Raw genomic sequence first — 24,192 nt, 5'->3', positions numbered from 1 at the left:
AGTTATGAAAAAAATCATGCTAATGTCGGCTACTGCGGCCCTTTTGCTATCTTCATGTGTTTCACAGAAAAAATACAATGAACTCGAAACAAAACAACGTGAAACTCAGGATCAATTAAATACTGCTACAGTAAAATTGAACTCTTGTCTTGATGAAAAAGAGCGTCTAAATAGCCAGGTTGCAAACTTAAATAATACAAATGCTGCGTTATTGAACAACGTTGGGAACTTAGCAACTCTTTCTAAGAAAGAAGCTGAGAACATGGAACGTTCTTTGGAAAGTATCAAAGAAAAGGACCTTGCAATTCGTTCTATGCAAGATGCAATGAACAAGAAAGATTCTGTAACTCTTGCTCTAGTAACCAGTCTTAAAGGAGCTCTTGGTAACCTTAACGATGAGGATATCGAGATCAATGTTGAAAAAGGTGTTGTATACGTATCTATTTCAGACAAATTACTTTTCGATAGTGGTCGTTACAACGTAACATCTCGTGCGAAAGAAGTTCTTGGTAAAGTAGCTACTGTTGTAAACAACAAGCCAAATATCGAATTTATGGTAGAAGGTCATACAGATGACAAAGCTATTAGCACTTCTATGTTCGAAGATAACTGGGATCTAAGTGTGAAACGTGCAACTTCTGTAGTACGTGTTCTTCAGGATGAGTTTGGTGTTGAGCCAGCGCGTATGACTGCTGCAGGTAGATCTTACTATGTACCACTTGCAAGCAACGAAACTGCTGAAGGTCGTGCTAAGAACCGTAGAACAAGAATTGTTGTTCTTCCTAAACTTGATCAATTCTACAGTATGATCGAAGATGGAATGGAGAAAGCTAGTTCTCAGTCTAACTAATAAGAAACCTTTTTTCTATATATCAAAGCCTCTGCATTGCAGAGGCTTTTTTTATTTATCAGATTTAACATCTGATATTCAATGTTTTAGATTATTTTAGTAGTATTCCCTACTCTCTAAATCACTAATTATGAAAGCACTCAAAATTAGTAGCGGAATACTTTTTCTAGGTCTCTCCCTGTTCCAGGTATCCTGCTCCTCGGAAACTATTGAAACTAAGACAGAATCAACAGATAACATTTATACTTCAGCTGAGTTTGAAATTAGAGAAATTGATCTCAATTTTTATAAAATGCTTACCGAGATTGAATATCCTCCGGCTAAAAACCAATCCTGCGAAATTACTACGTTTCAAAATCTACTTCAGAAGAATTTCGAGAGTTTAATTCAAGATCCATATTTTGATGTTGAGATGGTCTTCTATTTAAGAGACCTTCATAGCAAATACGTTACACATTATATAGGTCCGAATTATTATGGCAGGGACGGGCAATACGATCGTCTAGCAGATAAACGCATACGAGAGCTTCAGAAATTCTGGCAGCTTGACCAACAGATCTATTTAAATGGGCAGCATACCGAAACCCTGGAAGATCCACAGCAATTAGCAGATATGATCGAAAGCTTCGATCGCAGTGTTCGCAATGCTACAGATGCCAGAATTAAAGCTTTACAAATTATTGAGGCTTATCAGAATAGTAGCCAGATCCCCAAAAATAACTTCTTCGCCCTCGATGCATTTACCAGATCAAATGGTCTTCTGGTCATAAGCGATGGTATTTTGGAAGTACTGGAAGAATCAGGGATTCCCGGAGAAATAGCCTTTAGCGGACTCCTCGCTCACGAATGGTGGCACCAGGCTCAATTCGAATATGACCAACAATGGGAGAACGACTACACAGAAAATCCTGAGCTTTTGCGAGAATTAGAGGCCGATTTTGCAGCAGCTTATTTTCTAGGACATAAAAGAGGTGCAACTTATAATTGGAAGCGACTCGAATCATTTTTCGACATGAGCTATAATTCTGGAGATTGTTTTACTGAAAGCCCAGGTCATCATGGAACACCTGCTCAAAGATTAAAAGCAGCCCAAAGCGGTTTCGAACTGGCGTTCTCTGAGAAAAAGAAAGGAAAACCAGGAAAGCCTTCAGAAATACATAAGGCGTTTTTAGAATCTATGTAATAAAAAAAGCCCTCGCTAGAGGGCTTCATTCATTAAGTTAATTACAGATTACTTCTTAAGAAAATCTACGAGTAATCTGTTAAACTCTGCAGTGTGAGTCAGAACAAGACCGTGAGGAGCATCCATCACCTCGTGGTATTCACTATTTGCTATCATTTCAGCACTCTTTTTTCCAGACATTTCAATAGGTACTACTTGATCTGCGGTACCATGAACAACTAGCGTAGGAATATCAAATTTCTTCAGATCTTCTCTAAAATCTGTTTTTCCGAAAGAGTCTACACATTCCAAAGTTGCATTCGGTGATGCCTGACATCCTATAGACCAGTAATAGTGCGCCATATCTTCACTAATTCGATCTGAATTGTCTTCGAAATTCAGGAATTGGTCTCCAAATTCTGATAAAAATCCGGGACGATCTTTTCTAAGATTCTTTTTGAAACCTTCAAATGTCTCTGCATCCAAACCATCAGGATTATCATCAGTCTTCAGCATAAATGGTGGCACCGCCGAAATTAATGCTGCTTTACTCAATTTAGAAGTTCCGTAGTTTGCGATATAGCGGGCTACTTCCCCTCCACCCATTGAAAAACCGACAATCGTAGCATCTGTAAGGTCTAATTTAGTAATTAGATCATTTAAATCCTTCGCCAGCGAATCATAATCATATCCAGTCCAAGGCTTATCACTTGCTCCAAAACCTCTACGATCGTAGGCAATACATCTAAATCCTGCCTCAACGATAGATTCTATTTGGTATTCCCACATTCTATGACTTAATGGCCAACCGTGAATTAAAATTACCGGTTTACCTTCACCATAGTCTTCATAATATAAATTAATAGGTTGCCCCTTAACTTCAGTTGTAGTTTCTAATGTACTCATAATTTAATTTTTCTTTTAAGTTACTATCTCATACCGAGTTTGAAAAACCCTGAACAAGCTTTAATAGCGAATTAACTAGAAAGTTTGGGAAATCCTAAAATTTTACATGATTTCAAGGGAACCTTTCCCTTCCCGGATTACTTCCGGTTCTGGCGTTGTAAGGTCAATTACGGTTGAAGCAACATTATCGCCGTAACCACCATCGATAACCAAATCCACCAGGTTGTCCCATTTCTCCCGAATCAATTCTGGATCTGTACTATATTCCAACACCTCATCTTCATCCCGAATTGAGGTTGAAATTATTGGGTTTCCAAGAGCTTTGACAATCGCCTGGCAAATGGAATTATCTGGAACCCTGATTCCTACGGTTTTTTTCTTTTTGAAAACACTTGGAAGATTGTTTCCTCCAGGGAGTATAAAGGTGTACGGTCCCGGTAGACATCGTTTAAGTATCTTAAAGGTAGTTGTGTCGATTTGCTTCACATAATCAGAAAGATTGCTAAGATCTTCGCAAACAAAGGAAAAATTAGCTTTTTCCAGCTTTACTTTCTTGATCCTGGCAATCTTTTCTAATGCACTATTATTGGTAATATCACATCCCAACCCATATATAGTATCGGTTGGATAGATAATAAGACCTCCTTTTTTGAGGACCTCTACTACCTTATTTATATGTTTTGGTGCGGGATTTTCATCGTAAATTCTAAGAAGTTCAGCCATATTAGTATGTTTTTGATCTTCTTAAAATTAAGATATTCCACGTAAATCTAAGGTCTTAGTCCGCCTTTTTAACTTCGCTTTCAAGTTTAAGGACATTGCTACCATCTTCCTGTTCGATATACAATGCTTTGTTGCCTTCTTCTCCGTCGCGGGTCACTTCATTTCCATCGATTGTTCGGGTTACTTTCTTGGTAAATGTACTTTGCACTTTTCCTTCTGCAGTTCCATTTCCCCATTCCCATTTTACTTTACTTCCTTCTTTGATCATAACTTTTTTTCTCAAGATAGTTGATAGATCAATCTTCCGAAGAAATTTAAATAAATCGCTAACAGTGTTTTAAAAGAAGATTAACGTATTCCCGAAGAGGCATAAAAAAAGAGACCTAAAAGCAGGTCTCTATAAAAACGTTGTTTTTTATTTGGTTTTTGGAGTTGTAAAAATGTAGGGATTTAAACGACTCTGAGCTAATATATGTATTTTCTACAGTAATCCTAGAAATTTTTAGGAAAGAATTTTCAGCTTAGCAAAACGTAAGAGTAAATTTTTGATACCGCCCTGTTCAAATTCGATTTCAGCTTTTCGATCCTGACCAAAACCTTCAAGTTTAAGAACTTTACCTTTTCCAAAGCGCATATGTTCCACTTCATCCCCTGCGGAAAGATTCAAGGTATTCATCGCTTTCTCCGGTTCTTTCGCAGCTGGTCTTAGTTTCCTAAGTTTACGCAACTGTTCTTCTGAAGGTTTATGTGCTGGAGGTGGAGTTCCTGTTCTGGGTTTGGATTGTCTTAATTTACTCTTATCCACATCGTCCCCAAAGATATCTGTGTCTATTAATGGCTTGTACTTATAATCATCCTGTGGCACCAGAGTTTCCAGGTATTGCTCGTCAATCTCTTCAATAAATCTACTAGGCTCGGCATCTACAAGTTTACCCCAGCGATACCTGGAAAGTGTATAGGTTAGATAGGCCTGCTTCTCTGCCCTGGTTATAGCTACATAGAACAATCGGCGTTCTTCTTCAAGTTCACTTCTGGTATTCATACTCATCCCCGATGGAAAAAGATCTTCCTCCATTCCTACGATATATACGTATGGAAATTCAAGACCTTTGGCCAGGTGAATGGTCATTAAAGCAACACGATCATCATCACCGGTATCATTATCCAGATCTGTAGCAAGTGCCACATCTTCAAGAAATTCTGATAGAGATCCAGTGGCGTCTGCGATCTCCCGCTGGCCTTCCACAAAATCCCTGATACCATTAAGCAATTCCTCAATATTTTCAATTCTGGCAATTCCTTCAGGTGTACCATCTTTTTTAAGTTCCTGAACTAGCCCCGTCTTCTTAGTAACCATTTCAGCGATCTGGAAGGAATCCATAGTTTCGTTAGAAATAGCAAAACTCTGGATCATATTTACAAAATTCTCCAGTTTAGTCTGCGTTCCACGATTGATCTTAAGATCAAGTTTATCCAGATTCTGAATAACTTCAAAAATTGACCTGTTATGCTGATTGGCGGTTACAGAAAGCCTGTCCATTGTGGTCTGGCCAATTCCTCGTGCTGGATAATTGATCACTCTTTTAAGAGCTTCTTCATCCTTATTATTCAGTATAAGTCTGAGATAAGAGAGAACATCTTTGATCTCTTTTCGCTGGTAAAATGATAGTCCGCCATAAATTCTATATGGAATATCTCTCTTCCGCAGTGCGTCTTCCATCGCCCTACTCTGTGCATTGGTTCTGTAAAGGATTGCGAAATCACCATTATTAAGCTGTTGTTGCATTTTGTTCTCAAAGATAGAACTGGCAACATAACGCCCCTCTTCCCCATCTGTAAGTAATCTGTTCACAACGATCTTTGGCCCGTCATCATTCGCAGTCCATACGATCTTATCCAGCTTGGTTTTATTCTTATCAATGATCGAGTTGGCAGCATGTACAATGTTACGGGTAGACCTATAATTCTGCTCCAGCCTGTACATTTGAACATTGTCGTAATCCTTCTGGAAATTCAGAATATTATTAATATTAGCACCACGAAATGCATAGATACTCTGCGCATCATCACCTACCACACATATATTCTGAAATTTATCTGAAAGTGCTCTTACGATTAAATACTGAGAATGATTGGTATCCTGGTACTCATCCACCAGGATATATTTAAATCTACTCTGGTATTTATGCAGTACATCTGGAAACCTGTTCAGTAATTCATTCGTTTTTAGAAGCAGATCATCAAAGTCCATCGCGCCCGCCTTGAAACAGCGATCTACATATTGCTGGTAGATCTCACCCAATCTTGGCTTTTTAGACATGGCATCGGCTTCCTGCAATTCCTGATTCTGGAAATAGGCCTTTACCGTGATCAAACTGTTCTTATAAGAAGAAATTCGGTTATAAACCTGCTTGTATTTGTACACATCCTTGTCCAGACGCATATCTTTTATGATCGCTCTAATCACCGAATGAGAATCCTGAGTATCGTAAATGGTGAAATTTGATGGGTATCCAAGTTTATCGGCTTCGAACCTCAGCATTTTAGCGAAAACCGAGTGGAAAGTTCCCATCCAGAGATTCTTCGCTTCGCTACTTCCAACGATCTTGGAAATACGCTGTTTCATCTCTCTTGCAGCCTTATTGGTAAAGGTTAACGAAAGAATATTGAACGCATCCACTCCCTGATTCATCAGGTAAGCGATCCTGTAGGTTAACACCCTTGTTTTACCAGATCCCGCACCGGCAATAACGATCATTGGTCCGTCTTTCTGCAGCACCGGGGCCCTTTGTGCATCATTTAATTCAGCTAAGTAAGCTTCCAAATCTTCTCCATTTTATTAATGCTGAAAGGTAACTAAAATGCTCAAAAAACTAAACCCGTATCGAACCGATTTTTAAACATTAAGGAAGTCTTCTGAAGCATTGCACGATATTTTAATATCTTTAAAAATTCAACATTATTGCATCCCACTTCCATGAAGAAATTGATCTTGCTATTTACCATTTTTTGGGTAAATCTATCTTTTGCCCAGCAATTCGAAGCTGGAAATGTTATTTCTGAATATGGCAAAACCATTGCTGTTCCTCATGCCGAAATTGAAGTAGATACCAATCTGGTATACAAAGTGGTATTTGATATCGATAGGAATTTTGATCCTGCTGAAGTCAATAAACTGGTAGAAACAGCTGCTCGATTTTTGAATATGCATGAAAAAGCTGGAGTAGATCCTGAAAATATGCATCTAGCTCTGGTCTTTCATGGTTCAGCCACCAAAGATGTTCTCGATGATACTTCGTATTCCGAGGCTTATCCTGAAACTGAAGAAAATCCCAATACTCCGCTATTTACAGCACTGGCAAAAGCCGGTGTCGAACTTATCGTATGCGGGCAGAGCGCAGCACATCATAATGTAGATCCGGAAAATGTCCATAAAGATATTAAGTATGCTCTTTCAGCAATGACGGCACTTGTACAGCTTCAGGCAGATGATTTTCAATTGATCAAATTCTAAACTTTCTAATATGAAATATATAATTACTATAAGCATTCTTCTGGCAACACTTGGTCTTCAGGCGCAGCAGAATATTCCTGAAGCTGATTTTCAGAATATAGAAGATCAGGTGATCGAGTGGCGAAGAGATCTTCACGAAAATCCTGAATTATCCAATCGTGAATTCGAAACCGCTAAAAAGATAGCAGCACACTTGGAGTCACTAGGTATAAAAACCACTACTGGAATTGCAAAAACCGGAGTTGTGGGAATCTTGAAAGGTGACATACCTGGTAAAACTCTGGCTCTTAGAGCAGATATCGATGCGCTCCCGGTAACAGAAAAAAATGATCTGGAATTTAAGTCAATCAAAACCACAGAATTCTTAGGTTCTCAAACTGGCGTTATGCATGCTTGCGGACATGATACTCACACCGCAATTCTTATGGGTGTTGCTGAAATTCTTTCAAAGCATAAAGATAAAATCAATGGCACTGTAAAATTTATTTTCCAACCTGCTGAAGAGGGACCACCGCCAGGTGAGGAAGGTGGAGCTGCACTAATGATCAAAGAAGGTGTTCTTGAAAATCCTAAAATTGATGCCATTTTTGGATTGCATATTAACGCTGCTACTCCAGTGGGAACTATCAAGTATAAACCTGAAGGCACCATGGCAGCAGTGGAAAGATTTGTGATCAATGTTCAGGGTAAACAAGCTCATGGTTCAGCCCCATGGAGTGGTGTGGATCCAATACTTATTTCTGCCAAGATCATTGATGGCCTGCAAACGATCATCAGTAGAAATGCAGATTTAACTGAGTCGGCTTCTGTGATAACGGTTGGAAAAATCACCAGCGGAGTGCGATTTAATATTATTCCGGAAACTGCAGAACTAATTGGTACCGTTAGAACATTAGATCCGGAAAACAAGAAATTGATCTTATCCAGAATGCGCGAACTCGTACCTGCAATTGCCAAGGCATATGGTGGTTCTGCCACGATCGATATTCAGAATAATACCGCGATCACTTTTAATGATGTTGCCCTGACCCAACAGATGCTTCCCACTCTTGAAAATGTTGCAGGAAAAGAGAACGTAAATTTAATGAAGGCAACCACTGGTGGAGAAGATTTTTCATATTTTCAGGAAAAAGTCCCAGGATTTTATTTCTTTTTAGGTGGAATGCCTGAAGATGCTGAACCTACAAGACATCATACTCCCGACTTTCATATTGATGAAAGCGGACTTTTACTTGGTGTAAAGACAATGACACAATTAACTCTTGATTTTTTAAGTAATTCCTAATGGATCAAATTTTAAGTTTCTTAACCTCAATCCCATGGTGGGGATGGATACTACTCATATTAGTAATCATCGCTATTAACGATGTTCTCTTTAATCGGAAGCATACTATTAAGCACAATTTCCCGGTGGTTGGGCATCTACGCTACTTCCTGGAAAGCATTGGACCTGAAATTAGACAATATCTTGTAGCCAACAACAGGGAAGAATTACCTTTCAACAGGCGTGAAAGAAGCTGGATATATGCTTCAGCAAAAAATGAAAATAATTATGAGGGCTTCGGTACAGACCAGGACATGTATTCTTCGCACTATATTTTTGTCAAAAATTCCATTCTTCCTTATAAATTACCTGCAGGACATCCAAACGAGAAGAACTCCGGATTGATCCCCTGCGCAAAGGCAATGGGAATTTACAATAATCGGAAACGACCATTTAGACCGGCTTCAATAATTAATGTATCGGCGATGAGTTATGGTTCACTTTCAGCAAAGGCTATAGAGTCTCTGAATGAAGGTTGTAAACTCTCCGGAGCGTATCACAATACTGGTGAAGGTGGATTGTCTCCTTATCACAAAAAAGGGGCAGATGTTGTTTTCCAGATAGGGACCGGATATTTTGGAACCAGAGATGAACAGGGAAATTTCGACATGTCCAAACTAGTCAAATTAGTACAGGAAAATCCACAAGTAAGAGCGATCGAACTTAAATTATCCCAGGGAGCGAAACCTGGAAAAGGAGGTGTTCTTCCAGCAAAAAAGATCTCACAGGAGATTTCAGAAATTCGTGGAGTTCCAATGGGAAAGGATGTTCTTTCACCGGCTTACCATTCAGCATTTGGCAACCTTGAGGATATGATTACGTTTCTCGAGGAAATTGCAGCGGCTACAGGACTTCCGGTAGGAATCAAAGCTGCGATTGGAAATCTTGATGACTGGCATACACTTGCCGGAATCATGAAATCTAAAGATCACGGACCCGATTTTATTACCATAGATGGCGGTGAAGGCGGTACTGGTGCTGCGCCACCAAGTTTCGCAGATCATGTTTCAGTACCATGGATCTATGGTTTTAGTGATGTTTACAAGATCTTTCAGGAATATGAACTTACCAATAGGGTCGTTTTTGTAGCGGCTGGTAAACTCGGATTCCCTGCAAAAGCTGCGATGGCTTTTGCTTTAGGTGCAGATTGTATCAATGTTGGCCGGGAAGCGATGATGAGTATTGGTTGTATACAGGCTCAAAGCTGTCATACCAATACCTGCCCTACTGGAATTGCAACTCAGAATAAATGGTTGCAAAGAGGTATTGATATTGCAGATAAATCGATGCGTACTAATTTCTACTTTGTAAAATTCAGAAAAGAGCTGCTTCAAATTACGCATGCCTGTGGTCATGAACATCCCGCACAATTTACCACCAACGATATCGAGATCAACTTAAGTGATAAGAATCTTTCAAATACATTAGAATCTACTTTTGGATACACTAAGGATAAAGTAAATTTCCAGTCTGTAACAGAATTAGTGACATGTCCACACTTAGGTGGTGACCTTGATCTAAAATCACTACAAATAACTGAAGACGCTATACATTAATACTTATGAACGAATTTGATGTTTTTCAATTGATCTATGGAATTCTCCCGGCAGCGATCGTGGGTTTGGTAAGTTTTTATTTTTTTCACACCTATTCCAGTAATGAGGAAAATCGTAGAAGATTTTTACTGCTTAGAGAAAAACAGAAAACTTCGTTACCTATTAGATTACAGGCTTACGAAAGACTTACCTTATTTCTGGAAAGAATATCTCCAGGTAAATTACTATTTCGGGTTGAGCCTGTAGCTGAAGATGTTTCAGCTTATACAAGTTTGTTAATAGCTAATATCGAACAGGAATTCGAGCATAATCTAGCGCAGCAAATCTATGTTAGCAACGAATGCTGGGACTACATAAGAACATCGAAAAATGCGATGATAAGTATGATCAGAAATGCTTCAGATAAAGAAAGCGTATCGAATCCTGACGATCTTAGAAAGATTATTCTTGAGGCAATGATGGAAAAACAAGCACCTACAGAAGCTGCTTTAGGATTTATCAAACAAGAAGTTAGAAACCTAGCTTAAACCACGAAGATTTCGCAGCTTTACGTTCCATCTCTTTCTTTTCGGCATACTCAAAACCCTGCTGCCACCAGTCGGTCATATCTTTTTTGTTGAAAACAAGAGAATTTTCTGTTAGCTTGGTTGGGGTATAGTAGATATTCAGCTTTACCTTTTTATTCATCGCGGCAAGTTTTCCCTCCACGATATCATGATACTCGACCTGGTCCAACAAGAAACCGAAGAGGTTGACCATTAATGAAAAAGGATTCTTACCTAGAACTTTATTGTATTCCATGTTTTCAGCTTCCAGAATGATCGCATCCACTTCTGTTGCTCCGCGCTTAATAGCCTCCCGGATTGGAACCACACATCCCAGACCACCATCGGCATATTCAAAGCCATCTTTGGTCGCGAGACTCATAAAAGGTATATAATTACAACTTATCCAGATCCAGTCGCAAAAATCGTCGTACTCGAAATCGTGAATAGATTTATATTCAACCCTGTTCTTGGATAGATTAGACACAGTTACGACTACATCTTTAATATTGGATTTAAGCTCGTTGAAATCCTGCTGAGAGAAGTTCTTTCTGATGCTTCTACGTAATGCTTTGCTTTCCCCAAAGGTTCGGCGCTGTCTTATAAATTGCCAGACGGTATTCAGATAATTGATCGTCACATATTCCCGTCCATCTTTTTTCTTGACTACGAAAGGATTGACGCTAAAGATCGTTCTTTGCGTGACATTGGTATAGATATCGTAAACTTTCTGGATGTTTCCTGCAGCGAGGTGAGGAATAAGCAAACTGCCGGTACTGGTTCCTAGAAAAAGATCATACCTTCTTTTTTGTTCCTGAATTAGATGTTGGGCCACGCCGCCGGCAAAGGCGCCTTTACTTCCTCCTCCAGATATTACCAGTGCACGCATTAAGGTTGAATTTCGTTAATTTCTTCGTTTCTGTATTTGGCAAACTCATAGCCACTCTCCCACCATTCCCGCATTTTCTCCTTATCAAAAATAAGAGAATTCGTTGTTAGAACGCTTGGAGTATAGTAAAAATTGATAATACAATCCTTATTTGCTGCTGAAAATTTTCCAATCCTGATATTCTGAGTTTCGATCCTGTCTAGCATAAATGCAAAAAGATTGGTAATGAGCGAAAATACATTCTTTGAAGGCATCCTGTTGAAATAAGTTACTTCAGTTTGTAGGATGATCGCATCAACCTCCGTGGCACCCCGCTTAATCGCTTCCTCAATAGGCACCATACTTCCCAAACCACCATCAGCATATTCACATCCGTTTTTGGTGACCAGGCTCATGAATGGCGTGTAATTGCAGGAAATCCAGATCCAATCTATGAATGCATCGTAATCGTAGTCCTTGATACTCTTATACTCTACCTCGTTCAGGGATAGATTAGAAACTGTAACCACGACTTCCTTATTGCTATCCTTCAGTTGCTTAAATTCTTCTTTTGTAAATGTCTTCTGAAGCAGGGTTTTGAGATTTAAACTATCTCCGAAGGTTTTACTTCCTTTTAAAAAATTCAGAATAACATTAAAATGGTTGATGCTGATCGTTTCCTGCCCGTGCTTCTTTTTAATGAGGAATGGTCTGCTACTAAAAATACTTGATTGATTAACGCTCGTAAAAGCTTTTTTAACTTTCTCTGCCTTATGCAGTGCCATATGAGAAAGAAGTAAACTTCCTGTAGAGGTTCCTATAAAAAGATCATAATCGCGACCAAGATCTTCAGTAAGATACTGCGCAACTCCGCCGGCAAAAGCTCCCTTGCTTCCTCCTCCTGAAATTACGAGTGCTCTCATCCTAACTTGAAATTTTAGAGTTCAAATACCTGCTATGCTTCTCCTCTAAGTCTGCAGAAACATTTATCAATTTCTCCCGATATTCCTCATTTGCGATCAATTCATCAAGCAACTTTCTTGCAAAATCCCGGAACCTGTAAGCATGATGATCTGTTGCCATCAACAGGCTCTCCAAACTAGCTTCATCAAAAGCTCCTAGCTGGTATAAATATCCAAAAGCATTTTCCCTGATTTCAAAAGGATTTGATGGATTTGTGTAATTTGATAATTCCTCAAAATATTCAGAAGTTTTTTCCGGCTCGAATTCGGCAGTTACCAGGCTTAAGGTTAGCCAGAGCATACGCACGTTCTTATTGTAGAATCCGTCGATATTCCTGGTTTTCTTCAGATAATCTACTTTTTTTTGCGGAAATCTTTCCCATATTTTGAACAATGCCTTTTCGATGGTGAGATAGGATTCATCATTTAATAAACTTTCAAAACTGGATTGGAATTGCTGGGGAATTGTTTGCATACTGGTAGCGATCCCCTGTCTTACATATAGATTGTTGGATTCAAATGCCTTTTTATATAAACTCCTGCTTAAATCTGAATTTTCGCCAGCCAGCTGATAGACTACTTCCTGCCCTAAATAATCATTTACAGGGAAGTCCAGGATTTTGTCCAGATATTGATGTTTCGATTCTAGCGGAGTTTCCCGCAGTGCAGCAAGCTCAAGGTAAGATTTGATAAATTCTGATTCTCTTAAAGCATTCAGCGATTGGTTGGCTTTAAAAGCTGACTGTTCTAGCCAATCCATTTTATACTGAGTAAGGTCCATTCCCGAAGCAACTTCCATTTCAGCAAGAAAATTATCGGTTTCCACATTCTTAAAAGCATAAGTTTCGAGATAACTTTTTATTCCTTTTCTAAAAGCTTCCTCACCAACTTTTTCCCTTAGAATATGTAAAGCCCAGGCTCCTTTTTGATAATAAGTACTGGAACTTCCGGTTGAAGACAATAATTTCTGTCCTTTTCCTGAATCGCTTAATTCCTTTAAAACCTCAGCCGACTGGTATAATTTCCAGTAAAAATAGTCTTCCCCGAAGATCTCTTTCTCAGCTAATAATGCATAGTAAGTGGCAAAACCTTCGTGCAACCAGTGATGTTTTCCACTTTTCTCGGTAACCAAATTTCCAAACCATTGATGTGCCAGCTCATGCGCATTTACATTTACATAATTTTGATCATGGTAACCAATTGAGTCTACCATAAGAGATTCAGAAAAAATAGTAGTTCCAGTATTCTCCATACCAGCATACAGAAAATCTCTTACGGGAATCTGCTTATAATTACGCCATGGATACTCTATACCAATTTCCTGTTCAAAGAAATCCATGATTCCCGCAGAATGCCTGTAAGTTGGCTCCAGAAGCAAAGAATCCTGCGGTAGATAATAATTCTGAATCTTAATTCCTGAAGTTGAAGTGTTGGTTTTGGAAAGATATTTTCCTGCTGCGAATCCAACCAGATAAGAACTCATAGGTTCTTGCATATCAAATTTCCACAGTCTAACGGAATCGTTTATAATTTCATTGCTGATATTTTCGCCATTAGCGATGAGTTCGTAAGCAACGGGAAATTCAAAACTAAGATCAAATTCTGCTTTCTCATTCATATCATCAATACTTGGCAACCAGCTAGAAGTGTATTTCCCCTGGCCCTGCGTCCATACCTGCCTTTCTTCTTCGGCTATATCAGCATCACCCCAATTGATGAAGTAGACAGCTTTTTTTGGAGTTACCTCATAGTTAAGTGATAAGGAAATACTATTATCCACCTTGAAGTCATGATGAATATAAATTCCTTCAGTATCTATTGAAAAATCGATGCTTTTACCATCTAGCTGTACATTTTCGAATTGCATATCCTTCCCGTTTATAAACAGGCTATCATCAGGATAAAGTACCTCTATCGTATAAAAAACTGTTCCCTCGATCTTTTGTCGAGTCGGATCAATTTTAAGGTGAGCATCCACTTTCTGAAAATCAAATCGTTCTACCTGGTGTTCACGAATCTTCTGAGCATGTAAAAAAGACATGTTCAGAATTAGAAAAAGTGCAGTTAAATATCGCATTCAGAATAAAAATATCTCATGCAAATTACAAAAAATTGAAGCTGTTATGAGATATTCCTGAAGATTAAAACGAGTTTCTACACCGCCGCCCATGTAAATCAAACCTATTTAATATCTTCGTTTTTATGATCCAGAACCTGCTGCAAACACCTATTGAGTATCTTAAAGGAGTTGGTCCCAACCGGGCCGATCTTTTTAAGAAGGAACTCAACATCAGCACCTATCGAGACCTCATCAATTTTTTTCCTAATCGATATATAGATAAAACAGGTTTCTATAAGGTCGCACAATTGCAGCAAAATTCTTCGGAAGTGCAAATTGTTGGTAAGATTGTCCATCTAAAAATGGTTGAACAGAAGAAAGGTAAACGCCTGGTAGCCGACTTTGTTGATGACACCGGAAGAATGGAGCTGGTCTGGTTTAGAGGGCATAAATGGATAAGGGAAAACATCAAATTGAATACGCCTTATGTCATCTTCGGAAAAACGCATTTTTACAGTGGGATGTTCAGTATGCCACATCCGGAGCTTGAACTGGTATCAGATTATAAGAGGAATTTAAGGGTAGCCATGCAACCGGTATATCCTTCTACTGAATTACTTCAGAAGAAAGGAGTTACTAATAGAATGATCATGAAATTGATGCAGGAAGTGCTGCAACAAACCGGGATGAAATTTTCTGAAAGTCTGAATCCGGAATTACTGGAAGAACTAAAGCTTTTAGGAAAGGCAGAATCGCTATTCAATATTCATTTTCCGAAGAACCAGGAGCTATTGGCAAAAGCGCAGTTCAGACTCAAATTCGAGGAGCTATTTTATGTGCAACTGCAATTACTGCGCAGAAACCTAATGCATAAACAAAAGATCAAGGGTTTCAATTTTGACAAAGTAGGTCATATTTTCAACGACTTTTACAGCAATCATTTACCGTTCGAACTTACCAATTCTCAAAAACGTGTAGTCAAGGAAATTCGAGGAGATATGGGAAGCGGCGCCCAGATGAACAGGCTATTACAGGGAGATGTAGGCTCCGGTAAAACCATTGTTGCCCTGATGTCCATGCTCCTTGCGCTCGATAATAATTTTCAGGCATGTTTGATGGCTCCTACAGAAATTCTATCCATTCAGCATTATCATAGTTTGGTAGAACTTTGTGTAGAACTAAAATTGAATATTCGATTGCTTACCGGATCAACCAAAACCAGAGAGCGCCGGGAGATCCATGAACAACTGGAATCTGGCGAGATACATATTCTTATTGGTACCCATGCTCTTCTGGAAGACAAAGTGAAATTTAAGAATCTTGGTCTTGCTGTGATCGATGAGCAACATCGTTTTGGAGTGGCCCAAAGAGCGAAGCTATGGAAGAAGAACCATATTCCACCTCATGTTCTGGTGATGACTGCAACTCCAATTCCGCGTACTCTGGCTATGAGTTTGTATGGAGATCTGGATATTTCGGTCATTGATGAATTACCTCCAGGACGTAAACCTATTAAAACCGTTCATCGCTATGATAGTAATCGCTTAAAGGTTTTTGCTTTTATTCGGGATGAGATTCAGAAAGGCCGCCAGGTTTATATCGTATATCCGCTTATACAGGAATCTGAAAAAATGGATTATAAAGATCTTATGGATGGCTACGAAAGTATCGCCAGAGAATTTCCAGATAACCAGATCTCTATTGTTCACGGCCAGATGAAACCTGCCGACAAGGATTTTGAAATGGATCGATTTGTAAAAGGTGAAACAGATATTATGGTCGCTACTACTGTGATCGAAGTCGGCGTAAATGTTCCTAACGCCAGTGTAATGATCATAGAAAGTGCGGAGAGATTTGGTCTTTCGCAATTGCACCAGTTAAGAGGACGTGTTGGACGTGGTGCTGAACAGAGTTTTTGCATTCTTATGACGGGTCATAAACTTTCCAACGATAGTAAAACGAGATTGGAAACGATGACTTCTACCAACGATGGTTTTGAGATCGCTGAAGTTGACCTGAAGCTAAGAGGTCCTGGTGATCTTATGGGAACTCAGCAAAGCGGGGTACTTAATTTAAAGATCGCAGATATCGTGAAAGATAATGCAATTCTGCAATCAGCCAGGTTTTATGCGAACAGGTTGCTCAAAGAAGATCCAAACCTGGAGAACGAAAAAAATAGCACTGTGAAAAACGCCTATTCACGGCTGGTCAAGAACAAAACGATCTGGAATTACATTAGCTAACCGAATCTTATTAGCTACTGACAATCAATTGATTAAATTTTTATTTATCTTTAGAAGACTTACCCCCGGGAAATAGCCTCAACCTATTCTGTACTTTAGAATGCCCCTTTATAGCTTCGGTTTAACCACAAAATTCAATATATCATGGGCAGAAATTTTAAACTTAAATGGGGAATTGGAACATTATTATTCTTTCTAATTCTTAGTATGAATGCGCAGGATCAGGCGCAGTCAAGTGTAGATGAACTTTACCAGGTCTATAAGAACCAGGGTGCGAAAGCTGTTTTGGAGAACTACCAGAAGAATAATCCAAATACCGCTTACGAAGGCATGGCTGAACCTTTGAATATTCTAGCATACAGATTGATGCAGGAAGAAAATGATCTGGAAGCCGCAAAAATGTTGTTCCAGGCTCAGATCGATGAATATCCGCAGGAAGCCAATCCTTATGATTCCTTTTCTGATGTTTTGCTGGAAATGGATAAGAAAGATGAAGCCGTTAAATACATTGAAAAGTCTCTTGCCATTGCTGAAAAGCATGATCATGAACAGGATGATTTGATCATGGAAGCAGGTCTGGCTAAGATCGCTATTATCGAAAACAGGGATAAACAACTTAATTTTCTAATTGGAAACTGGAATAATGAAACCCAGGTTTATCAGAATGGTGAAGTTATGAACACGACCAATAGTTCGAACCGTATTTCTTTTGATGAGGCCGGTTCCATGCTGGTTGTAGATCATGATACAGGCGATAGTAAGCCATGCTGTAAAAGAGTCATGGTATACAATCCGCTGGAAGATGAATTTGATGTGGTCTTTATGCGAAGAAATGCGCCTGAAGGAATTTCAAATTCAAAGATGAAAGTAAAGGAAATGGGACCAGATCAATACGAGATCGTGGAGAGTTATCTGGATGAAAGCAATCAACAGCTTAGATTCAAGCACAACATTACAAAAGAAGACGGCTCGGTTAAATGGGCAGTTTATGAAGAAAACGAAAGTGGCTGGAACAAGTCCAGAACAATGAATCTTACCCGGAAAAATTAAAGATTTTAAACTATAAAACAGCGAAGGAGACACTAATGGTCTCCTTTGTTTTTTAAGGTCTACAAAATAGGATTCTAGATTATGACAAAACCATCTGTAATACTATCTTTGCTGGCTGAAAAAGACTAATCCATGAAGATTTCATACAACTGGCTAAAACAGTTTATTAAACTACCTGAAAATGCAGAGACTACCGGAGAACTTCTTACAGATCTTGGTCTGGAAGTAGAAGGTATTGATACTTTTCAAAGTGTAAAAGGAGGTATGGCCGGCGTAGTAGTTGGTCATGTTTTAAGCTGTGAAGCTCATCCAAATGCAGACAGGTTGAACCTCACCAGGATGAATCTTGGAAACGGTGAAGAAGTACAGATCGTTTGTGGTGCTCCAAATATCGCAGCAGGACAGAAAGTGCCGGTGGCAACTATTGGTACTGTACTATATGATGAAAAAGGTGAAAGCTGGGAGATCAAAAAAGGAAAAATTCGTGGTGAAGAAAGCTATGGAATGATCTGTTCTGAAAAAGAACTTGGTTTAGGCCAGAGTCATGAAGGTATTATGGTGATGGATAATGAGCTGGTTCCCGGAACTCCGGTTGCTGAGCTTTTTGAAGTAGAAAACGACGAAGTTTTTGAAATTGGCCTTACACCTAACCGTGCAGATGCAATGAGTCACTGGGGTGTCGCCCGGGACTTAAAAGCAGGCTACCAGCAACAGGGGAAATTTCTTGAACTCATCACCCCTTCAGTTAGTAGTTTTCATGTTGATAACAGAAGTTTAAAGATCCAGATAAAAGTAGATGATTCTAATCTTGCTCCTAGATATTGCGGAGTAACGATATCTGATGTAAAGGTTGGTGAATCCCCGAAATGGCTTCAGAATAGATTGAAAGCAATTGGACTTGCCCCAAAGAACAATATTGTAGATGCTACCAATTATGTAATGCATGAACTTGGACAGCCACTACACGCGTTCGATGCCGGTAAGATCGCTGGTAACGAGATCAACGTTAAGACCGTTGAGGCAGGAACTAAATTCACAACATTAGATGAAGTCGAGCGCGAATTACATGCTGAAGACCTCATGATCTGTGATGCTGAAAAACCTCTTTGTATCGCCGGAGTATTTGGCGGACTTGGAAGCGGCGTAACCGAAGGTACTACACAAATATTTCTTGAAAGTGCTTACTTCAACCCTGTAAGCGTTCGAAAAACTGCAAAAAGACACGCGATCAATACCGATGCTTCTTTTAGGTTTGAAAGAGGAATCGACATCAATTCTGTAGAATATGCTTTAAAAAGAGCTGCTCTGCTAATCAAGGAAATTTCTGGTGGTGAGATCACCAGCGATATTGATGATCTCTATTTTAAAAAGATCGAAGACTTCCAGGTTTTTCTAACCTTTGAGAAGGTTAACAAACTTATTGGTGAGAACCTTGAGGAAGAAACTATAAAATCTATTCTTGCTTCTCTTGAGATCAGAGTGAATAATGTTACAGAAACCGGGATGGGGCTTACGATCCCTTCTTATCGTGTGGATGTGCAGAGAGAGTCAGATGTGATCGAGGAGATCCTTAGAGTCTATGGTTACAATAATATCAAGTTTGGCGATAAATTAAGCTTATCTGTAGCTAACACCTCTAAATATGAGGATTATAAGATTCAGAATCTTATCGCTCAGCAGCTTATAGGACAGGGATTCTATGAAACCATGGCTAATTCGCTAACAACGCCAGCTTATAATGACTTTAGCGATGATGCTAAAGATGAGTACCAGGTAAAAATGTTAAATCCTCTAAGTCAGGATCTTTCAGTTTTGAGACAAACAATGCTTTTTTCAGGGCTGGAGGCTATTAGTTACAATCTAAACCGAAAACGAGTTAATCTTCGCATTTTCGAATTTGGAAAGACCTATCATTCTTTTGTTAGTGGCAGGGAAGAAAAGAAACATCTTTCCTTGTTCATGTCTGGTAACAGAACTGCTGAGACATGGAATGCACCAAATTTCCCGGCTGGAAACTTCTTTTACCTGAAAGGAGTGATCGAATCTATTTTTCAGAAATTAGGAATTTTGAATACACTTAAAACCAAGACAGGTAAAAGCTCTGTATTTTCTGAAAGCCTTCAGATGAGTACGAAAAAATCTAAACTGGTAGACTTCGGTGTGGTTAAAAGATCAATTCTGAAGAAATTCGATATAGATCAGGAAGTGGTTTACGCAGATTTTAACTGGGATGAAATCATAGAAGCTGCTAAACAACATCAGAATAAGTTTAGTGCTATTCCGAAGTATCCTAGCATGCGAAGAGATTTTGCTTTGCTTCTTGATAATTCTGTGACTTACGATGAGATCGATCAAATCGCAAAACAAACGGAAAAGAAATTATTGAAAGACGTTAGCCTTTTTGATGTTTACGAAGGTGAGAACCTTCCGGAAGGCAAGAAAAGTTACGCAGTAAGCTTTGTATTCCAGGACGAGAACAAAACGCTTACAGATAAGCAAGTAGATAAGATGATGAGTAAGCTTCAGTATAGATTTGAAAAGGAATTAAAAGCAGAATTACGCTAATATTCGCTATGTAGTATTAAAACAAAAAAACCGTACATCGAGTACGGTTTTTTTTGCTTTAAATCATCGTGAAATTACAGATCCTTAAAGATCTCATCCACATATTCACGAATCTCACGATCCATTCTCTTAGTTTCAATAGTCTCTTCGGAAGTTCCTCTCCACAAGATCTCGTTCGTTCTTCGATCAATTAGATCAATCACAATCGAGCGCTCACGATAAGGCACCTGCTTCACTCTCGATCCGCTAATTCTCTGTACCGTAAAATAGTTTTCGTACAGGTAATCTTCATAATAAGAACCAATAAAGAAGCCCGGCTTGTAATATGGGTAATTCGTGTAAACAGGATTTGCGTTTACCGCCACCTTTTCATCGAACATTGGGTGAACATATACGAGAACATCAGGTTGTAGCTTATCAAGACTAAAGCCTTCTTCTTTCATGTTCGCGTTGATGGTCGCAACAATCGTTGAATTGATCGCCTTATTATCCAGTTTACGATTCAGGATCGTATCCTTATTCGCCAGGAATGCATAAGTGTCGTAAGATTTTAATTGTTTTAGATCGTCTTTTGCGGTTGGAGCACTACTTCCGCAAGAAGCCATAGCGAGTGCCACAATGCTTATAACGAGAAATGTTTTCAAATTTTTCATAGCTTTTTTTTTAGTAATTCTGAATGTAACCGGAAAGAACAGAATAGTAAAATTACAGACCCGGTTTGACTTTTATTTAACTGAAAAAAGCGGCTATCAGCCGCTTTTTCACAATTTTCAGAAAATCTGAATTATTTGGTTGGTAGAAGAACTGTGTCAATTACATGGATCACTCCGTTTGATTGATTTACATCTGCTATGGTTACAGTAGCTACATTTCCAGCAGCATCTTTAACCTTTACATTCTTTCCATCCATCATAGCAGTGATATCTGCACCGCTTACGGTTTTGAAAGTTGCTTTTCCATTTCCTTTTTTGATAGCATTTACGATGTCTGCAGCTTTAAAGTCTCCTGCAAGAACATGGTATGTCAAAACTGACTGTAATTTACTTTTGTTTTCTTCTTTTAGCAAAGTCTCCACTGTTCCTTCAGGAAGTGCTTCAAAAGCCTTGTTTGTAGGAGCAAATACTGTAAATGGTCCATCACTGCTCAATACCTCTACCAGTTCAGCAGCCTTTACCGCAGCAACCAGAGTTGTATGATCTTTACTATTAACCGCATTTTCTACGATATTCTTAGTTGGGTACATTTCAGCTCCTCCAACCATTTTAGTGTTCTTTGAATTTTGAGCAATACCGCTAGTCGCGATGAATAGAAAACTTAGTAAGCTTAGTAATTGTAACTTTTTCATAATTAATTGTTTAGTTTATGTATCTAAGTTACGCGTAGGTTGCTTCAACGGTTTTTAAATTGAAGGCAATTGGGATTCTTTTAACAAGATAGAACATCTCCTAAAGTTTTGATTATTAGCAGAAAAAATATAGTAAGTCGTTGTTAGTCTTGAGCTTAATAATTAATTTAGTACAGCTTAAAGACTATGAACATGAAGTTGAAAATATCCCGCACGAATCTACAGCATCAATTAAATAAAACACGTAATAAACGTATCGATGAGCAGCTGATCATGGATGAGGTTCGCGAGATCCTTATGCAGGACAACTTCCGTGAAGAAACTATTCATAAAAATCTCCAGGAAATACAAGAGGAATCGAATGATCTTAATTTCGATCTGTTGGAATCAAACCGAATTTATCACAAAGATGATATTTATAAGTTATGTGTGATCTACAGACTTAGATTCCTGGATTCCGGATTGTTTAAATCTGAAATTCCTTACGAAGCGATCACCAGAATCAAAAGTCTGGAGAATGAACATGACACTATTTTAAAAGGTTTTAAGATCATAGCTCCTTCCAAGTTATTTAAACTGAAGAATGCTGATGATCCATTATTATTCGCTCCAATGGGGAATGATTATTATTACCTCATCCATAAATGGGGAAATGATCTCCATCCTTTAAGAAGACTACTCATGTGGCCATTTAAAACTCTTGAGAATTTTCTTGCGCTATTACTTATCACCAGCTTTCTTAGTGCTCTTTTAGTTCCCGATGGATTATTTAGTCCGCAGCAATCCACAACTCAGTTTTTCATGATATTCTTTTTTATCTTTAAATGGTTTGCCGGGATCTCTATTTTCTATGGCTTCAAAATGGGTAAAAATTTTAGTACAGAAATTTGGGACAGCAAATATTTCAACGCTTAATTAAATTTTGATGAAGTAGCCAAATACTTCGGTATATTCGTATTTTGTAATCTTATCTTGTAAAATATGAGTACTTCAGAAGAATATAAAAGAGTCTATACCGGACCGGAAACAAATGTGCAATACCTGCAGGAACTTTTTGGCGAAAGCAATATCCACTCGAGAATGAGAAACGATGTAGAGTCGGCCAGGCTTGCTGGTTTTGGTTCCACGCACGGGATGGTATTATTATTCGTTTTTGAAAAAGATTTCGACGAAGCTTTGAAGATCGCTAAGTCTACATTCCCAAATGACTTCGATAATGAATAATGAACTTGAAGAAAAACCTCAACGTAACAAATGGAATCTTATCCTTGGGATCGTCTTTATTTGCTACGGAAGCTTTAGACTTTATCAAAAACTAACTGCGATAGAAACCGATAATTTTGGAACTGCGATCGCCGCGGGATTTATTCTCTTCGGAATTTACGACCTATATAAATACTATAAAGGTGTTTAAAAAAAAAGACCGGCAAATGCCGGTCTTTTTACTTCAATTTTTTGACTACCATTTCATAATAGCACTTCCCCAGGTGAAGCCACTTCCAAAAGCAGCCAGCACCACGGTATCTCCTTCTTTTACTTTACCCTGTTCCCAAGCTTCAGTAAGAGCAATAGGAATAGAAGCCGCAGTGGTATTTCCATATTTCTGAATATTATTATAAACCTTGTCATCAGCAAGCTTAAACTTTTGCTGAACGAATTGAGAAATCCTCAAATTCGCCTGGTGTGGAATAAGCATATCAATATCTGAAACTGAAAGTCCGTTTTCCTTAAGCCCTTCATTGATCACTTCTGAAAATCTCTGGATCGCATTTTTGAAAACGAACTGCCCATTCATATAAGGATAGTAAGGAATATCATCTCCCTGCGGATTCTCTGCAATGATCTCTGGTACCCAGTGGTTCGTACTTGGTCCTTTCAATGACAATTCAAGTGCGTGTTTCCCTTCAGAATGTAAATGGGTGGAAAGTATTCCCTGCCCGTTGTGATCACTTCTTGTAAGTACGGCTGCTCCTGCTCCATCACCAAAAATAACTGAAACCGATCGCCCTCTGGTGGTAAAATCAAGACCTCCACTATGATTCTCACTACCAATTACCAGTACGTTCTTATACATTCCCGTCTTGATGAATTGATCTGCTACTGAAACTGCGTAAATAAATCCGCTACACTGGTTACGAACATCCAGGGCAGGGCAGGTATCTATCTCCAGCATTTCCTGAACCTGAACACCACACCCAGGAAAATAGTAATCTGGACTTAGTGTTGCGAATACAATTAGATCTATATCGTCTTTTGAGATTCCAGCTCTTTCGATGGCAATTTTGGCAGCTTTCACTCCCATGCTTGCAGTAGTGTTGCCATCTCCTTTCTTGATGTGTCTTCTTTCTTTAATTCCGGTACGCTCGGTGATCCACTCATCGTTCGTATCCATCAGTTTCGAAAGATCATCGTTCGTGACAACATTTTCCGGTACATATTTTCCTAATCCTGCAATTTTTGTCTGATACATGGGTAAAAATTATGATATTAAAAATAATTCTTATTAAATTTAATGAATTT

Annotated in this window: 22 protein-coding genes; 12 read left to right on the top strand and 10 right to left on the bottom strand. The window is 38.8% G+C overall.

All coding sequences use genetic code 11. The features are described 5' to 3' along the window. The first annotated feature begins 4 nt into the window (after nt 1-4). Together JM79_RS05265 and JM79_RS05260 are read left to right on the top strand one after the other, a co-directional pair. The gene (locus tag JM79_RS05265) at nt 5-850 is read left to right on the top strand and encodes an OmpA family protein (protein ID WP_141877139.1); all 846 of its coding nucleotides are present in this window, start codon (nt 5-7) and stop codon (nt 848-850) included. Between the two features lie 130 nt (nt 851-980). Next, on the top strand, nt 981-2,033 hold the full coding sequence (locus JM79_RS05260; protein ID WP_141877138.1) for a hypothetical protein: 1,053 nt from the start codon (nt 981-983) through the stop codon (nt 2,031-2,033). A gap of 48 nt (nt 2,034-2,081) precedes the next feature. Here JM79_RS05260 and JM79_RS05255 read toward each other — a convergent pair whose 3' ends face one another. The 4 genes from JM79_RS05255 to JM79_RS05240 form a co-directional block, all read right to left on the bottom strand. Next, complete coding sequence (locus JM79_RS05255) at nt 2,082-2,918, bottom strand: alpha/beta hydrolase (RefSeq protein ID WP_141877137.1); 837 nt, start codon at nt 2,916-2,918, stop codon at nt 2,082-2,084. Between the two features lie 102 nt (nt 2,919-3,020). Next, nucleotides 3,021-3,641 (bottom strand): L-threonylcarbamoyladenylate synthase, encoded by a 621-nt coding sequence (locus tag JM79_RS05250; protein WP_141877136.1) that lies wholly within the window; start codon nt 3,639-3,641, stop codon nt 3,021-3,023. A gap of 55 nt (nt 3,642-3,696) precedes the next feature. Beyond that, entirely contained in the window at nt 3,697-3,909 is a 213-nt protein-coding gene (locus JM79_RS05245) for a DUF2945 domain-containing protein (protein WP_141877135.1), read from the bottom strand. A 234-nt stretch (nt 3,910-4,143) separates the two neighbouring features. After that, nucleotides 4,144-6,465, bottom strand: coding sequence for a UvrD-helicase domain-containing protein (locus JM79_RS05240; protein WP_141877134.1), 2,322 nt, complete (start codon nt 6,463-6,465; stop codon nt 4,144-4,146). A gap of 153 nt (nt 6,466-6,618) precedes the next feature. Between JM79_RS05240 and JM79_RS05235 the strand changes: the two genes are divergently transcribed. Genes JM79_RS05235 through JM79_RS05220 form a run of 4 tightly spaced genes read left to right on the top strand, consistent with a single transcriptional unit; the run spans nt 6,619 to nt 10,562 of the window. Continuing rightward, nucleotides 6,619-7,155, top strand: a complete 537-nt coding sequence (locus JM79_RS05235; RefSeq protein ID WP_141877133.1) for a DsrE family protein — start codon at nt 6,619-6,621, stop codon at nt 7,153-7,155. A 10-nt stretch (nt 7,156-7,165) separates the two neighbouring features. Further along, a complete protein-coding gene (locus JM79_RS05230; RefSeq protein WP_141877132.1) occupies nt 7,166-8,440 on the top strand; it encodes an amidohydrolase in 1,275 nt (424 codons plus the stop codon). Then, nucleotides 8,440-10,035 carry an FMN-binding glutamate synthase family protein gene (locus tag JM79_RS05225; protein ID WP_141877131.1) on the top strand — a complete coding sequence of 532 codons (1,596 nt, stop codon included), beginning with the start codon at nt 8,440-8,442 and terminating at the stop codon, nt 10,033-10,035. Before JM79_RS05230 ends, JM79_RS05225 begins: the two co-directional genes overlap by 1 nt. Before the next feature lie 5 nt (nt 10,036-10,040). Then, nucleotides 10,041-10,562 (top strand): hypothetical protein, encoded by a 522-nt coding sequence (locus tag JM79_RS05220; RefSeq protein WP_141877130.1) that lies wholly within the window; start codon nt 10,041-10,043, stop codon nt 10,560-10,562. Here the strand turns inward: JM79_RS05220 and JM79_RS05215 are convergent. The 3 genes from JM79_RS05215 to JM79_RS05205 are packed head-to-tail and all read right to left on the bottom strand — an operon-like array spanning nt 10,546 to nt 14,487. Next, nucleotides 10,546-11,469: a patatin-like phospholipase family protein gene (locus JM79_RS05215; RefSeq protein WP_141877129.1), complete on the bottom strand. Its 924-nt coding sequence runs from the start codon at nt 11,467-11,469 to the stop codon at nt 10,546-10,548. The genes JM79_RS05220 and JM79_RS05215 overlap by 17 nt on opposite strands. Further along, nucleotides 11,469-12,371: a patatin-like phospholipase family protein gene (locus JM79_RS05210; RefSeq protein ID WP_141877128.1), complete on the bottom strand. Its 903-nt coding sequence runs from the start codon at nt 12,369-12,371 to the stop codon at nt 11,469-11,471. The genes JM79_RS05215 and JM79_RS05210 overlap by 1 nt, the downstream gene beginning before the upstream one ends. 1 nt (nt 12,372) lies before the next feature. After that, a complete protein-coding gene (locus tag JM79_RS05205) occupies nt 12,373-14,487 on the bottom strand; it encodes a M1 family metallopeptidase (protein WP_141877127.1) in 2,115 nt (704 codons plus the stop codon). Nucleotides 14,488-14,612: 125 nt separating this feature from the next. Between JM79_RS05205 and recG the strand changes: the two genes are divergently transcribed. From recG to pheT, 3 genes are all read left to right on the top strand, one after another. Beyond that, nucleotides 14,613-16,712: an ATP-dependent DNA helicase RecG gene (gene recG, locus JM79_RS05200; RefSeq protein ID WP_141877126.1), complete on the top strand. Its 2,100-nt coding sequence runs from the start codon at nt 14,613-14,615 to the stop codon at nt 16,710-16,712. 144 nt (nt 16,713-16,856) lie between these two features. Then, nucleotides 16,857-17,762 carry a tetratricopeptide repeat protein gene (locus JM79_RS05195; protein WP_141877125.1) on the top strand — a complete coding sequence of 302 codons (906 nt, stop codon included), beginning with the start codon at nt 16,857-16,859 and terminating at the stop codon, nt 17,760-17,762. Nucleotides 17,763-17,894: 132 nt separating this feature from the next. Beyond that, complete coding sequence (gene pheT, locus JM79_RS05190; protein ID WP_141877124.1) at nt 17,895-20,327, top strand: phenylalanine--tRNA ligase subunit beta; 2,433 nt, start codon at nt 17,895-17,897, stop codon at nt 20,325-20,327. Between the two features lie 74 nt (nt 20,328-20,401). On the opposite strand, the gene JM79_RS05185 is transcribed toward pheT, so the two are convergent. Beyond that, nucleotides 20,402-20,980, bottom strand: a complete 579-nt coding sequence (locus JM79_RS05185; protein WP_141877123.1) for a DUF4136 domain-containing protein — start codon at nt 20,978-20,980, stop codon at nt 20,402-20,404. A 131-nt stretch (nt 20,981-21,111) separates the two neighbouring features. Next, nucleotides 21,112-21,672: a fasciclin domain-containing protein gene (locus tag JM79_RS05180; protein WP_141877122.1), complete on the bottom strand. Its 561-nt coding sequence runs from the start codon at nt 21,670-21,672 to the stop codon at nt 21,112-21,114. Between the two features lie 192 nt (nt 21,673-21,864). Between JM79_RS05180 and JM79_RS05175 the strand changes: the two genes are divergently transcribed. The 3 genes from JM79_RS05175 (at nt 21,865) to JM79_RS05165 (ending at nt 23,086) form a co-directional block, all read left to right on the top strand. Next, complete coding sequence (locus tag JM79_RS05175; RefSeq protein WP_141877121.1) at nt 21,865-22,587, top strand: hypothetical protein; 723 nt, start codon at nt 21,865-21,867, stop codon at nt 22,585-22,587. 66 nt (nt 22,588-22,653) lie between these two features. Next, entirely contained in the window at nt 22,654-22,896 is a 243-nt protein-coding gene (locus JM79_RS05170; RefSeq protein ID WP_141877120.1) for a DUF2007 domain-containing protein, read from the top strand. After that, nucleotides 22,889-23,086, top strand: coding sequence for a hypothetical protein (locus tag JM79_RS05165; RefSeq protein ID WP_141877119.1), 198 nt, complete (start codon nt 22,889-22,891; stop codon nt 23,084-23,086). Before JM79_RS05170 ends, JM79_RS05165 begins: the two co-directional genes overlap by 8 nt. A 45-nt stretch (nt 23,087-23,131) precedes the next feature. Here the strand turns inward: JM79_RS05165 and JM79_RS05160 are convergent, their stop codons facing one another. Further along, a complete protein-coding gene (locus tag JM79_RS05160; protein WP_141877118.1) occupies nt 23,132-24,142 on the bottom strand; it encodes a beta-ketoacyl-ACP synthase III in 1,011 nt (336 codons plus the stop codon). Nucleotides 24,143-24,192 lie beyond the last annotated feature (50 nt).

It is taken from the genome of Gramella sp. Hel_I_59, from assembly GCF_006714895.1.
In the GTDB taxonomy this organism is placed as follows: Bacteria; Bacteroidota; Bacteroidia; order Flavobacteriales; family Flavobacteriaceae; genus Christiangramia.
Note: the sequence above shows the minus strand (reverse complement) of the source record. Positions and strands in the feature narration are given on the sequence as shown.